This is a genomic window from Vibrio sp. 704 (assembly GCF_033339295.1).
This window is the reverse complement of record NZ_JAWOUH010000003.1, coordinates 217,251-243,524: the sequence shown is the minus strand read 5'-3', so window position 1 is coordinate 243,524 and position 26,274 is coordinate 217,251. Positions and strand designations below refer to the sequence as shown.

Genomic DNA, 26,274 nt, shown 5'->3' with positions numbered 1-26,274 from the left:
GTTCTTTTAGCTCCCTATCTACACGATACCTCTCGACATCATTACCTGTTCATCTTGGCTGTTATTGGCTGATAGTTGACTTTTCCCTTGCATAACCTACGTCGTCCATGTTTTAAATATTCAAAACCGCAATATTTAAGACAGGGAACTTTTATGTCAGAGGGAAAAAAAACCAAACTCATTACCGCTGGCCGCGATAAAAAGTGGACAAATGGTGTTGTAAACCCACCCGTTCAACGCGCTTCAACCGTGGTATTCAATACCGTTGCAGAAAAGAACCAAGCCACCATTAATCGTGCAAACAAAACATTGTTTTATGGTCGCCGAGGCACCAACACGCACTTTGCTTTCCAAGACGCAATGGTTGAGATTGAAGGTGGAGCTGGTTGCGCGCTTTACCCTTGTGGAACGGCAGCAATTTCAAATGCCATCCTCTCTTTCGTTGAAACTGGCGATCACATTCTAATGGTGGACACTTGTTACGAACCAACTCGTGACTTTTGTAACACCATCATGAAGAAAATGGGCATCGAAACCACCTATTATGACCCAATGATCGGTGAAGGTATCCGAGACTTGATTCAGCCGAATACCAAAGTCCTTTTCTTGGAGTCTCCTGGTTCAATAACCATGGAAGTCCAAGATGTACCTACATTAGCACGCATTGCCCATGAGCAAGATATCATCGTGATGCTAGACAATACATGGGGAGCTGGCGTGAACTTCTCTCCTTTCGAGCATGGCGTAGACATTTCCATTCAAGCGGCAACTAAGTATATCGTTGGACATTCAGATGTCATGCTAGGTACTGCTGTGGCTTCTGAAAAGTATTGGGGTCAGCTTCGTGAACAAAGCTACCTGATGGGTCAGTGCGTTTCTCCTGACGACGCATACCTAGGTCTTCGAGGTATTCGCACGTTGGATGTTCGCCTAAGACAGCACGCAGAAAGCAGTTTAAAAGTCGCTCAGTGGCTCGCTTCTCGCCCAGAAGTTGATCATGTCCGCCATCCAGCTTTAGAAACAAGCCCTGGCCATGAGTTTTTCAAACGAGATTTCACAGGCGGAAACGGCTTGTTTTCATTTGTTCTCAAAACGTCTTATCCAAAAGCGACGACGGCTCTGCTTGATGGTATGAAACACTTCAGTATGGGTTACTCTTGGGGCGGTTATGAAAGCCTCATTCTAGCTAACGAACCTAAGAGCTTTAACAGCCTGAGAACCATAGCTCACCCACACTTTGAAGGTACTTTGGTTCGTATTCATATTGGCTTAGAAGACGTAAATGACTTGATCGCTGATTTAGAGGCTGGTTTTGCGCGTTATAATGCCTTAATGCTTGAAAAAGAAGCCTCCCTATAACAATGATTGAATCGCCCTGCATTGCGGGGCGTTTTTATAAGCCCCTGACTTAATTAGAATTAACTAACATTCACCCGAACCATTAATTAATGTTAATCATTTGTGTTGTTTTTCAATTGAGCAGTCACAGAATGAAATAATGTGCCACAAATAGGCTTTCCAAATTTAGAGTTTCTCTCCTACTTTTTATCATTCATAAGAGGTCATACCACAAGGAGATAGTTTTGAAACTCAAATTTATAGCGCTAATGCTTTTTACCTTAGTTACCGTCCCAATAACCTCCGTACACGCTGCAACAGGTTATACCCAAACCAAGTATCCGATTGTTCTGGTTCACGGTTTGTTTGGTTTTGATACCCTGGCAGGCGTTGATTACTTTTTCGGAATACCACATTCCTTAACAAAAGATGGCGCTACGGTTTATGTTGCACAGGTATCCGCGACCAATAGCAGCGAAGTTCGAGGGGAGCAACTGCTTGCTCAAGTTGAAACCTTACTTGCAGCAACAGGCGCAGAGAAAGTCAATCTCATTGGTCACAGTCATGGTGGTCCAACAACGCGCTATGTTGCCTCTGTCCGTCCTGACCTAGTCGCATCAGTTACGAGTATAGGAGGCGTTAATAAAGGGTCTAAAGTAGCAGATTTAGTTCGTGGCACCGTATCTGAGGGTTCGGGTAGTGAGCAGCTCGCGGTAAAACTGGCGCAAGGCTTAACTACTCTTATTAATCTTCTATCAGGTGGTTCTGATCTCGACCAAGACCCTTTAGCCTCACTAGCAGCATTAACCACGGAAGGATCATTAGCGTTTAACCAACACTACCCGGAGGGAGTCCCTACCAGTGAATGTGGTAATGGTGACTTTCTGGCTTCAAATGGCGTTTATTACTACTCATGGACCGGATCATCCACTTTTACAAACGTTTTCGATCCGACCGACGCTGCCATGATGGTACTTGGCTTAGCCTTTGATGGGCCAAATGATGGCTTAGTTGGTGCGTGCAGCACACATTTGGGCAAAGTCATACGTGATGATTATCAAATGAACCATTTGGATGAAATTAACGGTCTACTCGGTATTCATCATCTTTTTGAAACCGATCCAGTCACGCTTTATCGCCAACATGCAAATCGTCTCAAACTTCAAGGTTTATAAGAGGTCATCACAATGAAGAAAGTCGCTCTCACCACTTTTATCCTGCTCTCGATATTTGGCGTGGGAGCGCTTTCTCTGTTGCAAAGCGACAAACAACAAGAGATAACCTCTAACCATTCGCAATCTCAGCAAGATATAGCCGCCGATGTCTCTTCACCAAAAGACTTCTTCGAATATTCTCTTAGCCGGCTGGGCGAAGAAGATCTCGATACGATCAAAGCGGAAGTCAATGATGACACTTTAGCAAAGCAAACTCTGAATATTGATGCCACACTTTTTCAAGCCTACCTTTCCTACAAGCAAGCACTCACTGCATTAGAGCCTTTTGAGCACAACCACCTAACGCTTGAACAGTTAACCATGCTGAATGAAGCAATACTGAACTTACAGCTTCAATACTTTAACGAGGTGCAGATAACCCAATTGTTTGACGAAGAAAACCGACTTCGCCAACTTGCTTTAGAAAAGCTGACGATTAAAACACAGGCATCGGATATCGAGAGTCAAACACACCTTCTCAATCAAGCGTTATCAGAACAACCGGATTACATACGAGAAAGTGAACGCAATAACGCATTAGCAGAGCAGCTCGAGCAAGCTTCTCAGCTTGATTCACAAGATAAGTACATCGCCCGTGTTGCTCTGGTAGGAGATGCCGGAGCGCAGAGGCTGCAAAAGCTTGATGAGCAAAGAGCATCATTTGAGACTCAACTCGCCACTTACTTAAAGCAGCGTCAAAATATTCTGAATAGGGATTTTCTAGGGCAAGACGAAAAACAGGCAGAAATCATTGCTTTAAGAAAACAAAGCTTCGATGCCACTCAATGGCGTCGAATCGAAGCTTTGGAACGTATTCATGATAGCCAGAACTAACAACATTAGCTTAATAGCCAAACGTTACTTATTCTGCTTTTTAGGACATCCAACGATATGGTCATCCACCATGCCGACGGCTTGCATGAAAGCATAACAGATGGTTTCACCGACAAACTTGAAGCCTTTCTTTTTTAGGAATTTACTCATGGCTTTGGATTGCTCTGTCGAAGCTGGTACGTCACTCATATGTTGCCATTGATTGACGATTGGTTCGCCATCCACGAACTGCCACAACGCGTCTGATAAACTCCCGTATTCAGCAATTAACGCTTTGGCCGCTTTGGCATTACTGAATACCGAGTTAATCTTTCCGCGATGTCTCACAACATCGAAGTTTTCCACGATGTATTCAGCGCGTTCTTCATTTCTTTGTTCCAACGCATCTAGATCGTAATTCTCGAACGCTTCTCTGTAACCTTCGCGCTTTTTAAGGATGGTGATCCAACTAAGCCCGGCTTGCGCACCTTCCAACGTAATAAATTCAAACAGGACTTGGTCGTCATATACTGGCACGCCCCATTCGGAATCATGATATTCGCGCTCTAATGGGTGATTCATCGCCCACGCACACGTTTTTTGTTCTGTCATTATTCTTCCTTAAAAAGCGCCTCTAACTGATGAGCTAGAGGCGCGATATTTTTCATCGTTATATCAGTAGCACTAAGCCTTTTTCGGTACTGCCACTTTATGGAACAAACGATACAACACTGGCACGACAATCAGTGTCAGGACTGTCGCAAAACCCAAACCAAACATAATCGTAACCGCCATTGGTTTGAAGAAAATATCTGGCAACAGTGGGATCATACCAAGGATCGTCGTGATAGCAGCCATACAAACGGGACGGACGCGACTTACCGCAGCATCAACGACCGCGTCATAAGCCTCTTTACCGGACTTCATTTCAATTTCAATCTGGTCCAGTAATACGATGCCATTTTTGAGCACCATTCCCGATAAGCTTAAGAAGCCGAGCAATGCCATAAAACCAAACGGCGTGTTGAGTGCCAACAAACCGGTAGTGACACCAATTAACGCCAGCGGCACGGTAAGCCAAACAATGAGTGGCTCTTTGATAGAGTTAAATAGGAATACAGTGATCAAGAACATGAACAAGTACCCCATTGGCATAGTAGTAAACAGTGACTCTTGAGCATCACCAGAAGATTCGTATTCACCACCCCACTCTAGTGAATAGCCAGGAGGCATTTGAATCGCTTCGATTTGGGGCTGTAAACGTTTTTGCAACGTCGATGCGGTTTCTTCACCTAGAATATCAGGGTCTGCCATCACAGTGAGCATACGCTTACGGTTCTTACGCACAATAATAGGATCCTCCCAACGCATGTCGTAACCCATTGTGACTTGTTGAAGTGGAATAAACTCACTCTGTGCTGGACTCCATATTTTCATGCCTTCGATGTTACGAATATCAATACGTTCATCTTCAGGTAAGCGAGCCACGATAGGCATGAGCGTCGTGCCGTCTCGGTAAAGGCCTATCGTCATTCCAGAGAATGACATGGACAAGAAGTCATCGACATCTGATTTTGTAATGCCATAGCGACGTGCCTGACTCTCGTTAAACTGCGGTTCAAGAACTTGGGTTCGTTCACGCCAATCATGCCTGATATTTGTTGCCTGAGGATCGGCGTACATGATGTCCTTGACCTGAGCGGCTATCGTACGAAGGACGGTTGGATCTGAACCAATAATGCGCGCTTCAATTTTTGCACCACCACCAGGGCCTAACTCAATCTGTTTGAGCTTGTAATTGATTTCTGGGTAGTTGGCTTTTAAATACTCTCGAAACTTCGCCATTAATGGTTTTAACGCTTCGTAGTTTTCCATACGAGTGGTTATCTCACCATAAGCCGCATAACTTTTCTCTGGCGCGTACGTTAACATGAAGCGCTGTAAGCCTTTACCCGCGGTCGTCGTGATATGGTCAACATGCTCTTGCTTAGCTAACCAACTTTCTAACTCTTTAAGCGTTGTGTTGGTTGCTCGAATATCAGTTCCTTCTGGCATCCATACATCTAACTGAAAAATAGGCGTTGTCGACGATGGGAAAAACGCTTGCTTCACAAAAGTAAATCCATAAACACTTGCCGCTAATCCCGCAATCAGCACCACAACGGTAAACCAAGCACGACGCATACAAAACTGAAGAAACTTTTTATAAATAACGAAAATAACCCCGTTATATGGATCATTTTCTTCCCCTTCACCTTGTTTAATCTTCTGGCCTTTAAAGAAGATGTCAGCAAAGAATGGTGTCAACGAGATAGCGGTAAACCAGCTCAACATTAAAGAGATCAGCAGAACCGTAAATAAAGTGCCACAGTATTCGCCCGTCGAGTCTTCAGACAGTCCAATGGGCGCAAATGCAGTTACCGCAATCACAGTTGCCCCAAGTAATGGCCACTTGGTTTGGGTAACGATGTCAGTCGCCGCTTGGAGTCGAGTTCGCCCTTTTTGCGTACCAATCAAAATCCCCTCAACCACGACGATTGCATTGTCCACCAACATACCTAACGCGATAACCAAGGCACCTAATGAAATCCGCTGCAAATCTATCGCGAGATACTTCATGAAAATGAACGTACCCAACACCGTCAGCAGTAAAATTAAACCGATAAGCAGACCTGAACGTAGCCCCATAAAGAACAGAAGTACGATAATGACGATACCGACAGCTTGAGCCAAGCTGACAACAAAACCGCTAACCGATTTATCCACCTCTTTAGGCTGACTGTAAATTTCCGAGATTTCGATACCAACAGGTTGTTGGTACTTTAGCTCTGCAAGGCGATGATCAAACGCTTTTCCGACTTCAACGACGTTGACGCCTTCAGCAAAAGAAACACCCACGTTTAGTGCGAGGCTGCCGTTAAAATTAATAATATTATTCGGGACTTCTACGTAACCACGTTTTATTTCCGCCACATCTTTCAAGAAGATGAGCCCCTGAGCACCCGACTCAGTAATCAACAAATCGCTTAGCTCATCCACACTCTGGAACTCGCCAGTCGGCTGAATTCTGATGTACTCATCACCAATTCTGATCGCTCCTGCGTCAGAAACTACGTTTTGCGTCGAAAGAAGATTAAACACGGTATCCGGAGCAAGACCTATACTGCTCAATTTTTTCATCGATACTTCGATGAACACTTGCTCTTGCTGTTGCCCAGATACCGAAACTTTACTCACGCCATCAACCAGTTCGAGCTCTCGGCGTAAGTAATCGACGTAATCCAGTAGTTCTTTATAGCTATAACCGTCGCCAGTCACCGCTAACAAAATCCCGTAAACATCACCAAAATCATCGATCACTTGAGGTTCATTCACACCTGGAGGCAACGTCCCTTTAAGGTCGTTCACTTTACGGCGCAACTCATCCCAAATTTGTGGTAGATCATCAGGGCCATAATTGTTCTTCATCGTGACCGTGATTTGAGATAAGCCTCGGCTAGAAATCGAATTTACTTCATCAACATAAGTAAGCTGCTGAATCGCTTTTTCGATTGGATACGTCACTTCTTCTTCGACTTGTTGCGGTGTCGCACCAGGGTAAGAGGTCACTACCATCGCATCTTTAATAGTAAAAGCAGGGTCCTCAAGACGCCCTAAACCAAAGAATGCGGCGATACCACCAATCAAAAATATCAGTGCGACCATCCAACTGATGACGCGATTTCGGATGAAGTACGCAGCAATACCGGTCACATCATCATCACTTTGAGGCACTGATTTATTAAGATCGCTCATAGACCGGCCTCCTGCGTAGCCATTTCCTGTATCACTTCCACTTTCATGCCATCCCTTAATCGAGAAACACCGGCAATCACAACTTTGTCTTTGAGCATGAGACCATCAAGGATTTGAATGGACGTTTTAGATGCCTTACCTGCTCGCACCTGTTTGCGCGATACCGTATTGTCGTCATTCAGTACCCAAACAAATTTGTTTTCGCGCCCCAGCTCGTCACCGTCCGCATTAAAAATGGCTTCGATAGGGACATTAATTCCTAGGTTGAGATCAAGCCCAACATTCTCGTCTTTAGACGTTACCTCAACAGCCATACCATCTAGGATGTACTCTTCTTCCGGCATAGGAAGCGACAGTGTGACAGTAAACGTACCTGTTGTTGGATCGGGTTCGGTCGTAAATTCTTTTACCGTCGCGTTATATTCGTTACCGCTGGGCACGCGCACCAATGCTTTGATCGCTGTGAGTCTTTCTTCCGTTGGCGGTTGGTTCACATAGAGGCGGTCTGGAAGCTGAATCAACACTTCGACTCGCTCCAAGCTGTGAATATTAACGATATGCTGTCCGACTTGAACATTTTCGAATTGGTCGATATTAACTCGCGAAATAATCCCATCCACGGGCGCTTTTAAGGCAGTAAATGATAGACGAAGTTTGGCTAACTGAAGCTCAGCTAAGGCGATTTGTCGTTGTGCTGCAATTTCATCAAACTGAGACTTAGCTAATAGGCCTTTATCAACCAAAGGGCGTGAGCGGCGATACTGACTGTCGACAACAGAAAAACGCGCACTCGCATTATCTACATCCAACTCATAGTCAGTGGGATCTAGCGTTGCAATAACATCACCCTTCGTGACTTTGTCGCCCTCTTTTACCATGATGCGGCTGACTTCTCCTGCCACTCTGAAGCTCAAATGAGAGCGATCCGCTGCATTCGCAACCGCAGGGAAGTACAAGTTGTCGTCCACCTTGTTTCCCGCTAATGACGTAACTCTAACTCGTGGCGTTTCGAGCTCTTTTTCTGGCGCCTTATCCCCACAGCCAACGAGAAAAAGCGTTGAAAGTAAAGTCGCTAGAGAGATGATTCCTTTCATATTACAACCCTCTTTCCTTAATCCACGCTCTTACCTTAATTCCGGGTTCAATTACACTGACACCCGAGATAATGATTTGGTCGCCATCGTTAAGCCCAGCTAACACTTGATTTTTGTCATTCATCTCAATTGCGGCTTTGGACACAATGCCTTGCTCATCGACACGCCAAACGTATGTTTTGCCGTTCTCTACTAGCAGCGCAGAGTTAGGAATCTTTGTCGCTCCTGCACTTTTGGACAGGAGGTAAGCATTGCCAGACATTCCCGGCAAAAGGCCTATTTCTGCTGGCCGTTCCATGACCATCGTGACTTTGTAACTGCCCGTTTTAGGATCGGCTTCTGTATCGATTTCCTGAAAGGTTAAGTCAAAGGCTCGCTCGGGGAACGCATCAAATATCATTCTGGCAGAGACATCGCTCCCCTGCGTGTAACGATTTAGAAGATAGTCTGGGATTTGGAATATCACTTTGAGGAGTTGGTTGGACTGAATATTCATCACCCCTTCTTTCGCGGCAACATATTCATGGTTTTCTGCTGGAATGTACGAAATGGTGCCATCATATGGCGCGACAAGTTTGGTATACCTTAAGTTTGCCTTTGCTTGATTCCATTGAGCTTTTGCCGAGTTGTGGTTCGCTTTTGCCTCATCAAAATCTTGCTCAGATACTACTTGGTCTTTACGTAGCTTTTGGTATCGCTTGTATTGCACATCTGCGAGCAAAAAATTTGCCCGAGCTTGCTGTTCGAGCAGAGAATATTCATCTGGGTTTAATGACGCCAAAACATCACCTTTACTGACGACTTGACCTTCATTCACTTCTATCGTTTGAAGAAGCCCAGGAACTCGAAATGTCAGTACTGCTCTATCGCCAGCTTCCGTCGTGGCAGGAAAATGTCGCTCAAACTGGGCATTGCCAACAGATACTGTAAATAGCTTCGCAGGGCGCGATTCAGGTTCAGGAACAGGAGGAAGTTCTTTACCGCACCCCGACAAGACAGCCGAGATGGCAATAGGAATGAGCAATTTTCTCATTACATTCATCCATAAAAATTGGGGGATTATTTTTAAAGTAGATGAATTTTGAACGAACTTCCAGAGCAGAAAAGATTAATAGTGCTTTAAAATTAGTAATTTGTGATAAAAAAGCAGGCTTTATGCCTGCTTCAGTTAAATCTTCTTTGGATACAAAATGCCTAAAGCTTACTGAATTCTCTGTTCACCCTATATGTATCAGACGTAACATAAGCTTCCATGTTACGAATTTTGCCATCAAGACGGTCAAAATCCCTTTCCAACACACTGAGCAGTTGATCAGGGCTTTGCCCTTTCTGCCAAGGCTTACTTTTGAGCGTATGCTCTTGCTGCGCTCTGATATTTTCAGAATACGTTACTGGTTGCTTTTCTAACATAAACGCCATCGCGACGTACGCTAACAATACCAAAAACGTACCACCTAACAGCGCTGCAGAAATCACTACAATACGAATCAACCAAACTTCTGCACCAAAGTAGTTGGCAATACCGGCGCAAACACCGGAGATTTTGCCATTTACTGGATCACGATACAGTTCTCGATTATTCATACTTGCGTCTCCATGTTGGTGACTCAGCATCCAAGATGCGCTCCAATGTATCAACTCGGGACTGCATCGCTTCTGCTTTTTCAGATAGTACCTGAAGGCGCTCTAAATCCTGGCTCGACAGTGCACTATCTGTTTTGCGTTTGCTGCGATAGTGTAAGAAGAGCCATAGTGGAGCGACAAAGATTAAAAAGACAATCACTGGTCCTGCTATAAAAAATGCCGACATAAATGGCTCCTTTCTTATTTATCTTTCGATGACATCTGTTCTTTCAGTTTTGCCAACTCTTTTTCAATTTCGTCTTGTGCCTGCAACTCTGCAAACTCTTGTTCTAGCGATTTAGCATTACCGGTTTGAGCATACAGGTCTGCTTCCGCTTCCATTTCATCCACTTTACGTGAGTATTGCTCGAATTTCGCCATCGCTTCATTAGTACGGCTAGTGTGCAGGTGTTTTTGCACATCACGACGGTTAGATGCAGTTTGGTTACGAATTGCTAGTGCTTGCTGTTTTGCGCGCGTTTCAGCAATTTTGCTTTCCAACTTACCAATCTCGCCAGTAAGCTTATCGATCGTTTCTTCCACTAAGGTTTGCTCAGTGTGGAGGCCTTTAATCACTTGCTCTAGCTTTTGCTTTTCAATTAACGCTGCACGAGCTAGATCTTCACGCTCTTTAACTAATGCTAAGCTCGCTTTTTGGCCCCATTCGCCAATTTGCTCTTCTAACGTTTCAACCTTACGAGCCAACTCTTTCTTGTCTGCAATCGCTTTAGCCGAGTTAGTACGCACTTCAACAAGTGTGTCTTCCATTTCTTGAATGATAAGACGGATCATTTTTTCAGGATCTTCCGCCTTGTCCAGTAATGCACTGATGTTTGAGTTAACGATATCTGCAAATCGAGAAAAAATACCCATAACGGAACTCCTCTTTTTTCCTATTAAAACTCGACAAGGTGGTGATTAACCTTGTGTCTCCCTGAATATATAACAAGTAACGTGCCAACTTATAATTTTCTTTTAAATCAGAGTGTTATTCATTTTGTTGTCGTTACACACTATTGTGCTATGATGTTTTTCACCAACTGTTGGTGAAATTTACCAACTCTATCTCTAAATCATGGCTCGGCTGTTAAATAAGAAGGACTTTATGAAGCAAAACCTGATTGGTGAATCACCTGCTTTTCTCGCTGTACTAGATAAAGTATCACAACTTGCACCCATTGAGCGCCCTGTCCTCATCATTGGTGAACGAGGTACGGGTAAAGAACTCATCGCTCAGCGTTTGCATTATTTATCAAGACGTTGGGATAAACCACTACTATCACTCAACTGTGCGACATTAAGCGAAGGGCTAATAGATTCCGAATTGTTTGGACATGAATCCGGCTCCTTCACAGGCTCTAAAGGTAAGCATAAAGGGCGTTTCGAGCGTGCCGAGGGCGGTACTTTGTTTCTTGACGAGCTGGCGACCGCACCACTTTTAGTTCAAGAAAAGCTATTACGCGTCATCGAATATGGTGAATATGAGCGAGTTGGCGGTCATACCGCTCTCAATGCGGATGTTCGACTTGTTTGTGCAACCAATGCCGACCTACCAAAATTGGCAGAGCAAGGTGATTTTCGTGCAGATCTGCTCGACAGGCTAGCCTTCGATGTCATTATGTTACCGCCTCTTCGCGAGCGCAAAGAAGACATTCTCTCTTTAGCAGAGCACTACGCGATGAAAATGTGTCGTGAACTGCAACTGGAATACTTTGTCGGTTTTACCCCAAAAGCGCAGCAGTCGCTTATTGAATATGAATGGCCCGGTAACGTCCGCGAACTAAAAAACGTGATTGAACGTGCGATTTACCAACATGGTCTGAATGCTCACCCAATTGATGAACTGGTTTTCAATCCTTTTGAAACGGTTTGGCACAGCGCGCTTGGCCATAGTGCAAAACAAGCAGAACAACAAGAAGAGGAAGCATCAAGCAACACCATCCAATTCCCTCTAGACTATAAACAATGGCAAGAGGAACAAGATATCCATTTACTCAATCGTGCATTGGAAGAAGCCAAGTTTAATCAACGACAAGCAGCCGAGCTACTTGGCTTGAGCTATCACCAATTACGAGGGATGGTTAGAAAATATGGTTTGGTCGGACAAAGCTAACTTGACCGAGAGTACTCAATCAATACACGAGCTCGTGACTGCGCTCTAATTCGCATGCATTTATGGCATAACACCTTACAGTGTATGGATTTTATGTTTGGAGCGAGTTCACAAAGGTGATAAATTAGCGAGATCATTTTCGCTTGTTAGCTTTGAAAGAGTAAGATCAAACGAAACGAGCAAGATCCAATGAACATTTCATATTATGAATGCTTTTATAAGATTATCGCTGAGCCTTATTGGGATTAGCCTACTGACCGCTTGTGGCGATGAAATTGACCACAATGATATTCGCAAAGCTGGCTTTGTGTTTTGCGGACAAGGTAAGCCGACCACGTTTAACCCTCAGCTTATTGATAGCGGTATTACCGCAGAGGCTCTGAGCCCGCAGCTGTACGATACGCTGCTCACGCTCGATCCTAAATCACATCAGCCCGTGGCAAGCATCGCCGAGAGTTGGTCAGTAAATGAATCAGGGACGGAATACACGTTTAAGCTTAAACGTGGTGTTAAATTCCAAACCACACCTTGGTTCACACCCACTCGCCCATTGAATGCAAAAGATGTGGTATTTAGCTTCAAGCGAATCATCGATGTAGACCATCCTTTTCACCAAGTAGGTGGTGGTTTTTATCCATGGTTTGCAGGGTTAGATTTTCAAAACCTACTCCAAGACGTGGTTGCAATAGATGAGTATACGGTAAGGTTTACGTTATCTCAGCCAAACTTTTCTTTCTTGGCCAATATTGCCACCAGCCATGCGGTTATCTTGTCTGCGGAGTATGGACAGCAATTGGCAGCAAAAGATCATAAAGAAGAAATCGACCAACTTCCTATCGGTACCGGCCCTTATCAATTAAAAGAGTACCAAGTGAACGACTTGATTCGATTAGAGCGTCATTCAAATTACTGGAAGTCACCAGCAAAAATGGAACAAGTGGTGTTCGATATCTCTCACAGAGGGACGGGTACATTAGCTAAACTTTTAAGAAACGAGTGTGACGTACTCTCTTCACCTATTTCGAGCCAAATACCTGTCATTCAAGAAAATGACAACCTTGAGCTGACGGCTACACCAGCTAACAACGTTTCCTTTATTGCGATAAACACAGAAACCACCGCGCTGAGTGATGCTCGAGTTCGCCAAGCTCTTAACTTAGCGATCAACCGTCAAAATATTTTAGATTCGGTTTACTACGGAACTGGCTCCCAAGCTTATACCTTGCTACCACCTAATTCATGGGCTTATCAAAAAGACAGCGTAAAAATTCGTTATGACCGGAATTATGCATTGGCACTACTTCGAGATGCAGGCTACGAAGACGGCCTAGAATTGACCATGTGGGTACCACTTGAACCACGTGCTTTTAACCCAAGCCCTCGCAAGACCGCAGAGCTAATCCAAGCGAATTTTGCCGATATTGGGGTTAAATTAACGCTACTTACCGATGATAGGTTTGAACGTGTGGATTTGGAGAACATCAACGATATCGATTTACTTTTAACTGGTTGGATTGGTGATACCGGGGATCCTGACAACTTTTTCCGCCCTTTATTATCTTGCGAGTCTGACCGCGTTGGCCTTAACGTGTCCATGTGGTGTAACGATGACTTCGATTTCTTGCTCGATTTGGCTTTAGAAACTCAAGAACCGCGTTACCGTTTGAACCTATATCGCCAAGCACAGAACATTTTGAATCAAGAGTTCCCGGTTATTCCTCTGGCGCATGGCGTGCAGTTCCGTGTGCACGACAAATCGCTGACAGGCTTCAAATCAAGCCCTTTCAATGCCCAACCGTTTGATAGAGTTGAGAGAATTCACTGATGTTTTGGTATACCGTTCGACGCTTTAACCTATTTATCATCACTTTGATGATCCTTACATTAGTGGGTTTTTCTCTGCTGCGCCTTGACCCTCTCTCGCACTGGGCAAACGTTGATTTTTGGTCTGGCTGGCAAACTTACTTGATCAACCTTTCTCAACTCGATTTTGGCATAAGTAAAAACGGCAATGCGATTTACGACGAGCTCGCCGTTGTATTCCCAGCCACTTTGGAATTGTGTTTCTTTGCCTTTTTGGTGTCCCTTTTGATCGGCATTCCACTTGGAACCGTGGCTGGGATGAAGCAAGGTAAATGGCTCGATACCAGCATTTCATTCATGTCAATGTCTGGTTATTCCGCCCCAATCTTTTGGGTTGCTCTGTTACTTATCATGGTCTTTTCATTGGAATACCAACTCTTTCCCGTTGCGGGACGGTATGATTTACTTTACGAAATTGATCATGTAACCGGGTTTGCCATTATCGACGCATTCATGGCGAAAGGCGAATACCGCGCTCATGCACTGCAAAGCGTTATTGAGCATATGGTGCTGCCATGTTTGGTGCTCGCTTTGGCTCCAACCACCCAGGTTGTCGGACTAATGCGTTCCTCGGTAGCGGAAGTGATGAGCCAAAACTACATCCGTGCAGCGAGAATCAAAGGTCTTTCTAACCGCGAAATCGTAACTCAACATGTATTGCGGAATGCGATACCGCCTATCATTCCCAAAGTTGGTGTTCAACTTTCGAGTATGATTACCTTAGCTATCATCACGGAGTCTATTTTTAACTGGCCAGGTATTGGTCGTTGGCTTTTAGATGCGCTAGCAAGCCAAGACTATGCATCTATCCAAGCTGGCGTGATGGTACTTGCGACTTTGGTTCTTACCGCTAACATACTCTCGGATTTGATTGGCGCGATGATTAACCCTTTAGTTCGAAAGGAATGGTATGCTAACAAATAACGTTTATCAGGAAGAGCGTATTCCAACACAGTTTGAGCGTTTTTGGCGAAGCTACCGCGCCAACGGACTAGCCATGTTTGGCTTGTGGTGCTTGGTGTTTATCGTCCTTATTACCATTTTTGCCCCCCTACTTGCACCATTTGACGCCCAAGCACAGTCAGGTGAGTTGCTTGTGCCGCCATCATGGGCCCCAGCAGGAACGGTTGATTACTTTTTGGGGACCGATGACTTAGGTAGAGATATTCTTTCGCGCCTGATTATGGGCTCTCAGCTGACATTTGGCGCTGCTGTCGCCATCACCGCAATTGCTGCCGTTGTAGGCTGTTTAATTGGCGTATTGGCAGGTATGACGAAAGGCTTACTGTCGAGTACTCTCAACCACTTGCTCGATACCGTCATGTCGATCCCGTCGCTCTTATTAGCAATCATTTTTGTGGCATTTCTAGGCTTTGGTGGGTTCAATATTTTACTCGCAATCTGCTTGGCTTTGATTCCGCGTTTTATTCGCTCTGTTTATATCGCAGTCCACACCGAAGTTGAAAAAGACTACATAATGGCGGCACGCCTTGATGGCGCTAATGATTTCTACTTACTGTGGAGTTCAATTCTTCCTAACATTCTGACGGTCATTGCCGCTGAAATAACACTCGCGCTGTCTGCTGCGATTTTAGATATTACGGCACTGGGTTTTCTTGGCCTAGGTGCACAGGCCCCAAGCACCGAGTGGGGAGCAATATTAGGTGACTCTGTCGAGCTTATTTATATTGCACCTTGGACAGTGACCCTACCCGGCCTGACCATCATGTTTACTGTTATTACCCTAAACTTAGTAGGTGAAGGTGTACGTCAAGCGCTTAATGCGGGGATCGAATAATGCCGTTGTTAGATATTCGACATTTGACCATTGAGATCGAAACACCTCAAGGGTTGGTCAAAGCCGTTGACCGAATGAGCCTAACTTTGAACGAAGGCGAAATTCGTGGTCTTGTAGGTGAGTCTGGCTCTGGAAAAAGCTTAGTTGCAAAAGCGATTGTCGGTGTGAGTAAAGATAACTGGCGCATCACCGCTGACCGTATGCGCCTTGGCAATATTGACTTGCTTCAGCTTACGCCAAAAGAGCGTCGGCGCGTCATTGCTCGTGATATTGCGATGATTTTCCAAGAGCCTTCAACTTGTCTTGACCCTTCAGAGGAAGTCGGGCGTCAATTGATTGAATCCATTCCATCTCGCGCATTTGAAGGGAAATGGTGGGAGCGATTTAAATGGCGTAAAAAACAGGCCATCGCGCTTTTGCATAAAGTGGGTATTAAAGATCACAAGCGTTTAATGGGTAGCTACCCTTATGAACTGACTGATGGTGAGTGTCAAAAGGTCATGATTGCCATGGCGATTGCGACCAAACCTAAATTGCTGATAGCAGATGAACCAACCAACGACTTAGACCCGATTACCCAATCGCAAATTTTGCGTCTGTTGAGCCGCATGAACCAACTTAATAACACAACCATTCTGCTTATCGGCCACGACTTAGCGACCATAACACAGTGGGCAGGACGTATTACGGTAATGTATTGTGGTCAGTCGGTGGAGTCTGCCGATACCAGTAAAATCATTGCGGCACCCAAGCACCCGTACACCGATGCCTTGCTTAAAGCGATGCCTGACTTTAATGATTGGGTACCACACAAGCAAAAACTCCAATCCCTACCGGGCTCGATTCCGCCATTGCAGCATCTGCCTATCGGTTGTCGCCTCGGACCACGTTGCCCATATGCGCAGAAACAATGTGTAGAAATTCCACACACCAGACGAATTAAGAATCATAAATTTAACTGCCACTTTCCATTGAACACGGAGAAAAAGTCATGAGTGCGTTACTTGAAGTCGATAATTTATCGAAGCAATTTGTTACGCGCTCCCGTCTGTTCAAACGTCAGGTTAATGAGGCAGTTAAACCGGTAAGCTTTACTTTAGAGCCAGGACAAACTATTGGTTTTATTGGTCAAAACGGGTCAGGAAAATCCACACTAGCTCGTATGCTTGCTGGCGTTGTTGAACCAAGCTCCGGAGAGATCCGTGTGAATGGCGAACGATTGGAGCACAAAGATTACGCGACACGCTGCAAGCTCATCCGCATGATTTTCCAAGATCCAAACACATCGTTAAACCCACGAATCCAGATTGGTCGTATTTTAGAAGGTCCGCTAAAGCGAAATACCAACATGCCGCCAGATGCGCGCATGCAGCGTGTAAAGAACACCCTGCTCCGCGTAGGATTGCTGCCTGAGCACGCCTATTTTTATCCACAAATGCTAGCTGCCGGTCAAAAACAGCGCGTGTGTTTGGCTCGTGCACTTATTCTTCAACCTTCCATCATTGTCGCTGATGAGGCGTTAAACGGTTTGGATATGGCAATGCGCTCGCAGATCATTAACTTATTCCTCGAGTTGCAAGAAGAGATGGGATTGTCATTTGTGTACGTGTCTCAGCATATTGGCATTGTTAAGCATATTACTGATAAAGTGATGGTGATGCATGAAGGTGAAGTGGTCGAGTTTGGCGAGACCAACCAAGTATTGACTCATCCCGAGCATCCTATTACTCAACGACTAGTCGAAAGCCACTTTTATAAAGCGCCAAGCCATCAAACAAAATAGCTTATCAAAGATGTAATCGTGCAAATGTAAAGAAGCCTGCTTTAACGCAGGCTTCTTTATTGCATGGGTACTAATCAAAAAACTAACGGCGGCTCGCTTGTTTGCGCAGTTCAAAATCAAACTCGTCAGGAAACAATACGACCCCTTCTTCATTTTGATTTGGGAATACAACAATCGATAGCTCGTCATCCTCTAGACCAGAGGTCCAACGGCTGTGCCACTTGTTTAAAGAGATCGCCTCAGGCTCGCAATCTTCCCAATCACCATTCGCCCATTGCAAAGCAAATTCTTCGTTTGGCCATACTGGTACACAATCATCATCTTCTGTATTTAACATGACACAGCCATGTTCGTCTTTCAGAATCCAAACCTTACGATTCGCCACAATCTCTTTTACGCAGTACTTTAAACGTTGCTCTTCGTTGTAGCGATTAATGGTATCCATCTGCTCTTGGGTCAGTTGCTCAGACATATTCGTCTCCTATTTCCCATAGAAAAATGCCCGCAGCTAGGCGGGCATTTAAAGTATATGCTAGAAAATTAAGCTAGCTCAGTTTGAAGCCAAGGCCAACCTTGCTTCTTACGGCTTAGCGTGTTTTCCATCATTAGCATGCCGTCTTTTTCGTGCTTAACAAGCTTCTCAGCCCACTCACCTTTGTATAGAAGACGAGTTTGAGCAGTCGTGATGTCTGTTAGCATTACAGCAGCGAACGCTAGGTTATCTTTCTCACAACGAGATTCTAGGTCTGCTTCTAGTGCTTCGATCATACCGTCAACTTGCTCAAGAGTTGCAAGTTCAACCTGACCAACCACTACGTCACGACCGTTGAATGGGTAACCTTTAAGGTCTTTCTCAACAAGCTCAGCCGCTGATAGACCTTCGATGTTTGTTTTAGCAATTAGAAGATCTTTAGTGAACGCGTCAACATCTTGTACGTCTGCGATTGCCGCTAGTTCAGCAACGGCATCTTTGTCTTTTTGTGTACAAGTTGGAGAAGCAAAACCTACTGTGTCAGATAGAATTGCTGACATCATTAGCTTAGCAATTTGTGGAGTAATCGCGTGACCTTCAATCTTGAACATGTTGAATAGAACAGTGTTGGTACAACCAACAGGCCAGATCCATGCTTCCATTGGGTTTACTGTCATCACGTCACCTAGACGGTGGTGGTCAACAATACCCGCAATTTCAGCTTCTGCGATATCGTCTGGTGCTTGTGCTAGATCTGAGTAATCTACTAGCCAAACGGTCTCACCCGCAACTGATGTGCGAAGCTCAGGAACTTCAGCGCCAGCAACTTCTAGGATGTGCTGAGTTTCACGGTTGATTTCGCCTTGGCGAATTGGCATAGCTTCAACGCCACGCGCTTTTAGAAGTTCAGTTGCAACGAGTGCACTACAAATACTGTCGCTGTCTGGGTTCTTATGACCTACAACTAGAATCATGTTTCTTCCTATTCAAGTCAATTTTATACGCCGCCTAATACAGTTAATTAGGGCGTGTTTGCTCACAAAGGCCGATACTTTACCTGATTTCAGAGAGTTTGACACGAAGAAAAGTTCACAATGCTATTGCGAATAAATCTCATTTACATATAATGATAATTATTCCTATTTGCATTTGAGTAAACGATGAACGCGACCCAATTATTACACTCTGCACAACAGTTGTTTCAGCCTACTCAGTTTCGTTTAGCTTATAAGCGATTGCTGATCCCTATCGTCATGCTCATTTTGCTAGGCAATGAAAATACACGTGACGTAGCCGTACAGACGCTATCCGACTCATTCTGGGCGGTGTCATGCTATGTTGCTGCCACATTGGCTATTTATCATTATCTTTCAAACTTTATGTCGAAAACCAATCGAATTACCGAGCTATATCATCGCTCGCGTAATCATCAGGTTTTCTTTGCTTCTTTGTTGGGTGCTTTGCCTGGCTGTGGTGGCGCTATTGTTGTGACAACGCAATTTATTAGTGGCCGAGTAGGATTTGGGGCGATTGTCGCGGTACTTACTTCAACAATGGGTGACGCTGCCTTTTTACTTCTGGCCGCCAAACCAAGTGTTGGATTAGGCGTGGTTGGATTAGGCATTATCGTGGGTACTCTTTCAGGGTTAGTCGTTAATGCTTTTCATGCTGATAACTTTCTGCGACCAGAACCAAAAGAAGCACCTCAGACACATGCTTGTTGCCAACACCAGACAGACCGACACACACCCCTTGAACAACGTGCAATCAATCTACAAGGCGCATTTTGGAAATGGCTTATTGTGCCTGCTAGTGTCGTTGCTGTGTTAATGTCTTTCCAAATCGATATTAATCAGCTGTTGTCTTTGCAGGCCAATACCATTGAATGGCTAGGCGCTATCTTCGCGGTGATCACAATGTCGTTGTGGGCTATGACAAAAGAGCTCGGCGATTATCAGTCAACGGTCTCTGAAGATGAAAAAATCGTGGACTCACACCCGATTCAAAAAGCAGCACAAGATACGAATTTCGTCAGTGCTTGGGTGATCGTGGCGTTTCTGGCGTTTGAACTGACGACCTATTTTTCTGGACTCGACCTTGTAGAAACCTTTTCTCATTGGGGAATTTGGATGCCATTAGCTGGCCTAGCCATTGGTATGTTGCCTGGTTGTGGACCGCAAATTTTAGTCACTAGCCTATACATTTCTGGTGCAGCGCCACTTTCTGCGCAACTGGCCAATGCGATTTCTAACGATGGTGACGCCCTATTCCCCGCTATTGCAATGGCACCGAAAGCTGCTTTGGTCGCGACTATTTACTCGTCCATTCCTGCGTTTATTGTTGGATACGGGTATTACTTTTTATTCGAGTTCTAACGCTCAGAGCATCAAACGAGAAAGGAGCCGCAATAGGCTCCTTTCTTGATCTTGGTATTAGGCGATTTACTTCACGTTTTATGCTGTAACGATCGCTTTCGCATTGAGCCCTTTATCCACGCTCACCATTAACAACTGGCAAGGTTCTTGGTTTAGCTTTTCCCCTGTCCAGTAATCATACCAGTCCACCGGTTGATCAGACGTCAGCGTAAATTCCATCGCTCCGTAACTCGCATAATTAAACAAACAATGGAGGTCATTCTTCGTCGTTAGTTTTAAAAACGCGTGATTTAAACTCAAAGCGGTAAACTTTGCAGATTGCTGGTTACGTTGTTGACGTAACATGAGCTTAGACAGTGTCTTCTTAGCAAACGGCGTAATCTCAGGGAGCGGGTCACCAGACAGCAGCAAACCACCACTCGCTAATAACACCGTGCGATGAAATTCATACTCTTCTCTGGATGCAGATTGATTAGCTAATGAAGTGAACGTGGCGCAATCCGGGTCAATTTGCCACAATTTTCGATGCTGCCAACTACGGTAAAAGGTTTCTTTGGCTATCTGTTCGAATCGACGACTATGACGCTCTACATCGTCAGAAACACGCATTGCATCCACAAGCCCCAGAGATGGCCACATTGGCGCGTTGCAACCTAAAAGCCACGCATCACCAGCGCCTTTGGCAATCGCTTCCATTCCTAAGCGATACGCCTCAACGCCTGTAATACCAGATTGTTTACGAACACCTTTTAAGGTGCCCCAATAGTTCGCGTCTAGCTTGAACAACTCAACGCCCCACTCTTGTCTCATGACAGAGACTACATTCGTCAGATGGTCTTGTACTTCTGGGTTTGAGGTATCGAGTATGTACCAAGGCGTGCATCGCCAACCACCGTATGTGACATCTTCTGCTTTAAGTAAGCCACCATCCTTGTGACGCACAAACCAATCTGGATGCTGTTTGAAGATCTCCGACTCAGGCTGTGCAATGAAAGGCGCCATCCAAATTGCCGGCTTTTTTCCTTTTGCACGGATATTATGAATGAGCTCTTTTACGCCACCAGAAAACTTATCTGATGGGGTTAACCAATCGCCCATAAAGGCTTGATAGCCATCATCCAGAAGTACCCACTCTAGGTCTTCGAGCTTATCTTTCATACAATCTACGTTCTGCATGATGTTTTGCTCTGTCACGTCTGCGTAGTACGCGTACCACGAACACCAACCAACAGGCGCATCTTGTGTCACACCTTGGCGAACAGGATGATGCTCTGCAATCATCTCGCCATAGGTTTGATAAAGCTCGGACAGCGATTGACCACAGAGTACCGCCACGGATTCAAGTTGATTACTTTCCCAATCCGCCACTTGAGTCAACTCACCATCAATTGCGGCTGATAAAACCCAATGCCCATCACGCAGCACAACATCAAAATAGCCTGCAAAGCGATGACATGATGTGAAGCCAAATAATGTGTAGCCCGCTGAACCTTCCACTACTAAATAGTTGTAATAACGCTTAGGGGCATCTTTAGGGTAGATTCGATAAGAAGGATTATTGTCTGGGCAGCGACCAATATCAACGGGGTGATTGATCGTTCCCGCCGTTTGCGCCAACATTTGAAAACCATCCCCAATTACGTTGGCCTCGTGCTCGTACAAAAACGGCATTTCGAGCAACACTTCACGGTCGGTAAAGGTTTTATTGTGAAGACCAGCAAAAGAAAAATGTAATTGATTACCCTCGACTTCAACTTGGAAGTCATTGTTATTCACAGTGATCTCAGTGTGATTTGCCAATTGAATGCTCTGAGCCATAAAGAGTCTACTCACTTAATTATTATTGTTTAGCTTGGCGCATTATCTCCTGCTTGTCTTACCCAATTCGTTACCATCATCACGAATACCAGTCTCGTTTAACGTTATGAAGTTACTATTGAGACAACGCTCACTGAAATTTTGATAAAAAAATACCAGCTCTGTGGCTGGTATTTCGATTTATGCAAACTGCACTAATTAAGCAACTTCGATCGGACCACCAAATGAAGTGACTGGCGGCACTTTACCTGTGAACTTCTCGAAGTCTACGATACATGTGTTCGCAGAAGTCGCCTGTGCAAGCTCAGAAGAACCGATGTCTTGCGTTAGCGTGTTAGGATCACCGTAGGTACAGATTGCGCCTTCTTTCTCGTTTAGAGGACCGTACCATGCACCTTCTTCGATACGAATAACGCCACGTGGGTAGCTGTCAGTCAAAACAGCACCAGCTAACAGCTGACCACGACCGTTGAATACGCGCACTAAGTCACCGTCTTTGATGCCTTTCGCTTTCGCATCAGCTGGGTTGATGTAAACCGGCTCACGACCTTGTACCGCGTAAGTCGCGCGGAACTCTTCAGACTCACACATCTGAGAGTGCAGACGCTTATCAGGGTGACAAGACTGCAACCAGAATGGGTATTTATCTGAACCAGGGCCACCGTGTGAACGCTCTGATTTTTCGAACCACATTGGGTGTTCTTGACAGTGTTCGTAGCCGTAACGGCCGATCTTACGAGACGTGATCTCGATGAAACCAGATGGCGTACCTAGTGGGTTAAGCTCAGGGTCTTTACGGAAGTCCGCATGACGAACCCAAGGTTTACCTTCACCGAAGTCTAGTACGCTCTTCTCCCAGAACTCGTTGAATTCTGGCATTTCAAACTTACCTTCGTTCGCTTTCTTACAATCGTTGTAAAGGCTTTCGATCCATTCCATCTCGCTCATACCACGAGTGTATTCTTCGCGGCGACCAAAACGCTGAGTGAGTTCACTCATGATTTGGAAATCAGGCTTAGATTGGAACAATGGATCGACGAGACGATGCATCGCAATCAGACCTTTGTTCGAGTAGGAACCGTATACGTCGATGTCGTTACGTTCCCATTGCGTACACGCAGGTAGAACGATATCCGAGAAACGACATGTTGCAGTCCAAGCAAACTCGATCGTTACAACCGTTTGAAGTTTGCGGAACGCTTTCTTCATGCGGTTACGATCTTGATGGTGGTGCCATGGGTTACAACCCGAGATCACCATCATCTTGAAGTCTGGCAGTTTCACTTTACCGCCGTTGTAGTTGATCTCTTTGCCTGGCTCAAGCAGACAGTCGATCCAACGTGCAACTGGGATAGTACGGCTGTAACCGTTAAAGTCGTTGTTGTCCCACTTCGGCTTCATACCTTGGTCAAGGTTGCGAGGGAAACCACCAGGGCCCGCGAAACCAGTTGAAGGTACACCGATACTTGAGTAGTGGTGACCGTAAGAGATACCACCGCCAGGTAGACCGATTTGACCAACCATTGCAGCAACCACAGCCGCTGCCCAGTATGGCTGCTCACCGTGCTCTTGACGCTGGATACACCAACCCATCAGGATCTGTGTACGACCACTTACTAGCATACGCGCGAATTCGCGAATCTTGTCCGCTTTCACGCCACAGATAGCCGCAGCCCACTCTGGTGTTTTCTCTACTTTATCTTTTGTCTTACCTTGAACGTATTGAATGAACTCTTCAAAGCCTAGACAGTAAGTATCAATGAACTTCTTATCGTACAAATCTTCGTTGTACAGCACGTGCGCCACAGCAAGCATGAATGCTACGTCTGTCAGCGGGTTGATGTACAAGTGATCGTTCTCTAAGTAGCGCTGAGTCTTGTTCTTCACTGGGTCTACAGATAGAACGTTGATCTCACCTTTCGCTACTTTTTCTTTTAGTTGTGCTAGGTACTTGAACGACTCATGCGTTTCACAGTTCCAACCTACTTGAAGGTTTTTCACTGGGTCGTTAGCCCAGAGAACGATGTTGTCAGAGTTCTCTAGGATTTCAGACCAAGACGTACCTTGTGCGTAAACTTCGGTTGAACCAAGTACGTAAGGCATAATGGTTTGACCTGCACCCGTCGAGTAGTCACCTACTTTAGTGATGAAGTTGCCGTGCATACCTACTGCACGTTGCATGTGCGCGGTACAGTTGTTAAATGAACCCGTTTGGTTCCAACCTGTTTGACCTGCATGCAGCGCCCATGGGCCGTAGTCTTTTTGAATACGTTCTAGTTCGCGATAAAACAAATCTAGCGCTTCATCCCAAGTTACTCGGATGAAACGGTTGTTACCACGAGTATCCGCGCTGTATTTGTGTTTCTTCAACCAATCTAGACGAACCATTGGGTAACGCACACGTGAAGGGCTGTAGATAATACCCTTGATGCCGTTCAACATTTCTGTTGGGTTTTTGTCTAGCTCTAGCGGCTTGATCTCTTGAACTTTACCCGCGTAGATGTGGGCGCGGAACGCGCCCCAGTGAGAACCGGTTACTTTCCAAGTACCTGTCGTCTCAACGGCATTTGCAGAGGCGGACGCCAATAAGCTAGGACCAATTACTGACGCTGCACTTGTGGTTGCTACACCTTTAAGAAAACTTCTTCGTGTAATAGCCATTTAAAATTACTCCAATCCGACGCTTATTAGTGGTGACCTTCAGCATAATCTGAAGAGTGTTTCTGTAGATACTTCAAGATCAGTGCTTCACTGTCTGTATCTAGGTTAACGAACGCCAACATACCGTCGAACATACCTGGCCAGGTGTTCGCGTCGAAGTGCGCTTCCGCAGGTTGAGTGTGACATACAGAACAATTGGTCTTGTAGGCTTCACGAGATTTTTCCCAAACAGGATTGATGTCGTTCAGCATAGACTCTTTCTTAATCCATACTTTCGCCGCTACTTTTTCCCAAGGAAGGCCTGTTAACTCATCCACTTTTTTCTCACCAGTCGTCACAATGTTGCTGTCTGTTGCTGCTTCTTTCATCAGAGACGCAGTCGCAATGTTCTTACCGAAGTCTTCTTGAATTACACGACCAAAACCTTTTGCTTTGCGCCAACCGTCAATTTCGATCTCAACAAACTCGCCTTTGTCTTCAAGAACTTTAACGGTCGATGCAGGATTAAGAAGACCAGCTTCTTTACTGCCTTGCGCATCAAAGTAAATTGGTAGGTGACGAACGCTCACGAGTTGCTGACCAACGCCGTAATCCGTGTTAGAAGTCATACCCTCTAGATCACCCACGATACCGCCAATGCTGTCCATGCCTGCTGGTAGGTTGTGCGCAATACCCTTGTGACAGTCAACACAGCTTTGATCTTTCTCAGCGGCTTGCTTCATTTGGATACGAGCCGTAGGAGACATTTGCTCGAAATCCATCGATTCGTAGTTGTGACAGTTTTTACACTCCAGAGATTTGTTTGCCGAGAAACGATCCCATTCGTGTTTAGCAAGTTCGATACGACGCTCTTCGAACACACCCGGTTCGTCGTAGTTGCCAAATACTTGTGCAAATACTTCTTTAGAAGCTTGCATCTTACGAGCGATCTTATCTGTCCAGTTATGTGGAACGTGACAATCAGGACAGGTAGCACGAACACCAGAGTGGTTTTTCCAGTGCACCGTTTCTTGTAGCTCAACGTACACGTTGTCACGCATTGTGTGACAACTAATACAGAATTCTTCTGTGTTGGTTGCTTCTAGAGCGGTGTTAAAGCCACCCCAAAAGATAACACCAGCAATAAAGCCGCCCATAGTCAGCACACCTAGGCTGATATGTACAGCTGGGCGCGTCATGGTACGCCACAGTTTAATGATTAATGATTTCATTATTTGCTCTCTTAAAATCTTTTCAAAAGTGTGGTTATGAGCTCACTGGCTTACATGCCGTGCGCGCCTGGAGGTCCAAAGAAGAAGACTTGCAACATCCAAACGATGAACCCGTAGCCGCCAACAAAGGCCACACTCAGAATTGGGAAGAGAACAACTGCAATGAAGAGGAACGACTTCCACTCCAGGGAGCGTTTTTCACCACTCTCAATTTTATTAACATCACTCATACATTTGCCTATTTTGTATCTAGTGTTATTGAAAAGCCCGCGTAACCAAGCTTAAGTTTTTTACAATCTCTAA

At 45.2% G+C, this 26,274-nt stretch carries 23 protein-coding genes; 10 read left to right on the top strand and 13 right to left on the bottom strand.

Annotated features, from left to right (window positions below):
* Positions 1 to 153 precede the first annotated feature (153 nt).
* The 3 genes from R7R24_RS07150 (at position 154) to R7R24_RS07140 (ending at position 3,386) form a co-directional block, all read left to right on the top strand.
* Positions 154 to 1,359, top strand: a complete 1,206-nt coding sequence (locus R7R24_RS07150) for a cystathionine beta-lyase (RefSeq protein WP_053303199.1) — start codon at positions 154 to 156, stop codon at positions 1,357 to 1,359.
* Between the two features lie 248 nt (positions 1,360 to 1,607).
* Positions 1,608 to 2,513, top strand: a complete 906-nt coding sequence (locus tag R7R24_RS07145; protein WP_053307435.1) for an esterase/lipase family protein — start codon at positions 1,608 to 1,610, stop codon at positions 2,511 to 2,513.
* Between the two features lie 12 nt (positions 2,514 to 2,525).
* The gene (locus R7R24_RS07140) at positions 2,526 to 3,386 is read left to right on the top strand and encodes a lipase secretion chaperone (RefSeq protein WP_054577941.1); all 861 of its coding nucleotides are present in this window, start codon (positions 2,526 to 2,528) and stop codon (positions 3,384 to 3,386) included.
* 24 nt (positions 3,387 to 3,410) lie between these two features.
* Here the strand turns inward: R7R24_RS07140 and R7R24_RS07135 are convergent, their stop codons facing one another.
* The 7 genes from R7R24_RS07135 to pspA form a co-directional block, all read right to left on the bottom strand.
* Complete coding sequence (locus R7R24_RS07135; protein WP_005378109.1) at positions 3,411 to 3,977, bottom strand: DNA-3-methyladenine glycosylase I; 567 nt, start codon at positions 3,975 to 3,977, stop codon at positions 3,411 to 3,413.
* A 72-nt stretch (positions 3,978 to 4,049) separates the two neighbouring features.
* Positions 4,050 to 7,160 (bottom strand): efflux RND transporter permease subunit VmeI, encoded by a 3,111-nt coding sequence (gene vmeI, locus R7R24_RS07130; RefSeq protein ID WP_054577942.1) that lies wholly within the window; start codon positions 7,158 to 7,160, stop codon positions 4,050 to 4,052.
* Positions 7,157 to 8,254, bottom strand: coding sequence for an efflux RND transporter periplasmic adaptor subunit (locus R7R24_RS07125; RefSeq protein WP_005378112.1), 1,098 nt, complete (start codon positions 8,252 to 8,254; stop codon positions 7,157 to 7,159). The genes vmeI and R7R24_RS07125 overlap by 4 nt, the downstream gene beginning before the upstream one ends.
* A gap of 1 nt (position 8,255) precedes the next feature.
* Complete coding sequence (locus R7R24_RS07120; RefSeq protein ID WP_054577943.1) at positions 8,256 to 9,287, bottom strand: efflux RND transporter periplasmic adaptor subunit; 1,032 nt, start codon at positions 9,285 to 9,287, stop codon at positions 8,256 to 8,258.
* Positions 9,288 to 9,448: 161 nt separating this feature from the next.
* Positions 9,449 to 9,838 carry an envelope stress response membrane protein PspC gene (gene pspC, locus R7R24_RS07115; RefSeq protein WP_017634673.1) on the bottom strand — a complete coding sequence of 130 codons (390 nt, stop codon included), beginning with the start codon at positions 9,836 to 9,838 and terminating at the stop codon, positions 9,449 to 9,451.
* Entirely contained in the window at positions 9,831 to 10,064 is a 234-nt protein-coding gene (gene pspB / locus R7R24_RS07110) for an envelope stress response membrane protein PspB (protein WP_005378117.1), read from the bottom strand. The genes pspC and pspB overlap by 8 nt, the downstream gene beginning before the upstream one ends.
* A 14-nt stretch (positions 10,065 to 10,078) precedes the next feature.
* Positions 10,079 to 10,750: a phage shock protein PspA gene (pspA, locus tag R7R24_RS07105; RefSeq protein WP_005378119.1), complete on the bottom strand. Its 672-nt coding sequence runs from the start codon at positions 10,748 to 10,750 to the stop codon at positions 10,079 to 10,081.
* Positions 10,751 to 10,982: 232 nt separating this feature from the next.
* Here pspA and pspF point away from each other — a divergent pair, with 232 nt between their 5' ends.
* From pspF to R7R24_RS07075, 6 genes are all read left to right on the top strand, one after another.
* The gene (gene pspF / locus R7R24_RS07100) at positions 10,983 to 11,990 is read left to right on the top strand and encodes a phage shock protein operon transcriptional activator (RefSeq protein WP_017820869.1); all 1,008 of its coding nucleotides are present in this window, start codon (positions 10,983 to 10,985) and stop codon (positions 11,988 to 11,990) included.
* A gap of 205 nt (positions 11,991 to 12,195) precedes the next feature.
* Entirely contained in the window at positions 12,196 to 13,815 is a 1,620-nt protein-coding gene (gene sapA / locus R7R24_RS07095) for an ABC transporter substrate-binding protein SapA (protein WP_033905101.1), read from the top strand.
* Complete coding sequence (locus R7R24_RS07090) at positions 13,815 to 14,777, top strand: ABC transporter permease (RefSeq protein ID WP_005378122.1); 963 nt, start codon at positions 13,815 to 13,817, stop codon at positions 14,775 to 14,777. Before sapA ends, R7R24_RS07090 begins: the two co-directional genes overlap by 1 nt.
* Positions 14,764 to 15,651, top strand: a complete 888-nt coding sequence (locus R7R24_RS07085) for an ABC transporter permease subunit (protein ID WP_005378123.1) — start codon at positions 14,764 to 14,766, stop codon at positions 15,649 to 15,651. The genes R7R24_RS07090 and R7R24_RS07085 overlap by 14 nt, the downstream gene beginning before the upstream one ends.
* The gene (locus tag R7R24_RS07080; protein WP_005378126.1) at positions 15,651 to 16,646 is read left to right on the top strand and encodes an oligopeptide/dipeptide ABC transporter ATP-binding protein; all 996 of its coding nucleotides are present in this window, start codon (positions 15,651 to 15,653) and stop codon (positions 16,644 to 16,646) included. The genes R7R24_RS07085 and R7R24_RS07080 overlap by 1 nt, the downstream gene beginning before the upstream one ends.
* On the top strand, positions 16,643 to 17,434 hold the full coding sequence (locus R7R24_RS07075; protein ID WP_005393308.1) for an ATP-binding cassette domain-containing protein: 792 nt from the start codon (positions 16,643 to 16,645) through the stop codon (positions 17,432 to 17,434). The genes R7R24_RS07080 and R7R24_RS07075 overlap by 4 nt, the downstream gene beginning before the upstream one ends.
* Before the next feature lie 82 nt (positions 17,435 to 17,516).
* On the opposite strand, the gene R7R24_RS07070 is transcribed toward R7R24_RS07075, so the two are convergent.
* Together R7R24_RS07070 and R7R24_RS07065 are read right to left on the bottom strand one after the other, a co-directional pair.
* Complete coding sequence (locus R7R24_RS07070) at positions 17,517 to 17,906, bottom strand: DUF2750 domain-containing protein (protein ID WP_005378129.1); 390 nt, start codon at positions 17,904 to 17,906, stop codon at positions 17,517 to 17,519.
* Positions 17,907 to 17,974: 68 nt separating this feature from the next.
* Entirely contained in the window at positions 17,975 to 18,880 is a 906-nt protein-coding gene (locus R7R24_RS07065; protein WP_017634678.1) for a manganese-dependent inorganic pyrophosphatase, read from the bottom strand.
* Between the two features lie 186 nt (positions 18,881 to 19,066).
* Here R7R24_RS07065 and R7R24_RS07060 point away from each other — a divergent pair, with 186 nt between their 5' ends.
* Positions 19,067 to 20,281, top strand: coding sequence for a putative manganese transporter (locus R7R24_RS07060; protein WP_017820871.1), 1,215 nt, complete (start codon positions 19,067 to 19,069; stop codon positions 20,279 to 20,281).
* Positions 20,282 to 20,359: 78 nt separating this feature from the next.
* Here R7R24_RS07060 and R7R24_RS07055 read toward each other — a convergent pair whose 3' ends face one another.
* From R7R24_RS07055 to torE, 4 genes are all read right to left on the bottom strand, one after another.
* On the bottom strand, positions 20,360 to 22,099 hold the full coding sequence (locus tag R7R24_RS07055; RefSeq protein ID WP_054577944.1) for a glycoside hydrolase family 36 protein: 1,740 nt from the start codon (positions 22,097 to 22,099) through the stop codon (positions 20,360 to 20,362).
* 198 nt (positions 22,100 to 22,297) lie between these two features.
* Entirely contained in the window at positions 22,298 to 24,760 is a 2,463-nt protein-coding gene (gene torA, locus R7R24_RS07050) for a trimethylamine-N-oxide reductase TorA (RefSeq protein ID WP_041156583.1), read from the bottom strand.
* A gap of 26 nt (positions 24,761 to 24,786) precedes the next feature.
* Positions 24,787 to 25,971, bottom strand: coding sequence for a pentaheme c-type cytochrome TorC (gene torC, locus R7R24_RS07045; protein WP_005378139.1), 1,185 nt, complete (start codon positions 25,969 to 25,971; stop codon positions 24,787 to 24,789).
* Positions 25,972 to 26,021: 50 nt separating this feature from the next.
* Complete coding sequence (gene torE, locus R7R24_RS07040; RefSeq protein WP_005378141.1) at positions 26,022 to 26,201, bottom strand: trimethylamine N-oxide reductase system protein TorE; 180 nt, start codon at positions 26,199 to 26,201, stop codon at positions 26,022 to 26,024.
* Positions 26,202 to 26,274 lie beyond the last annotated feature (73 nt).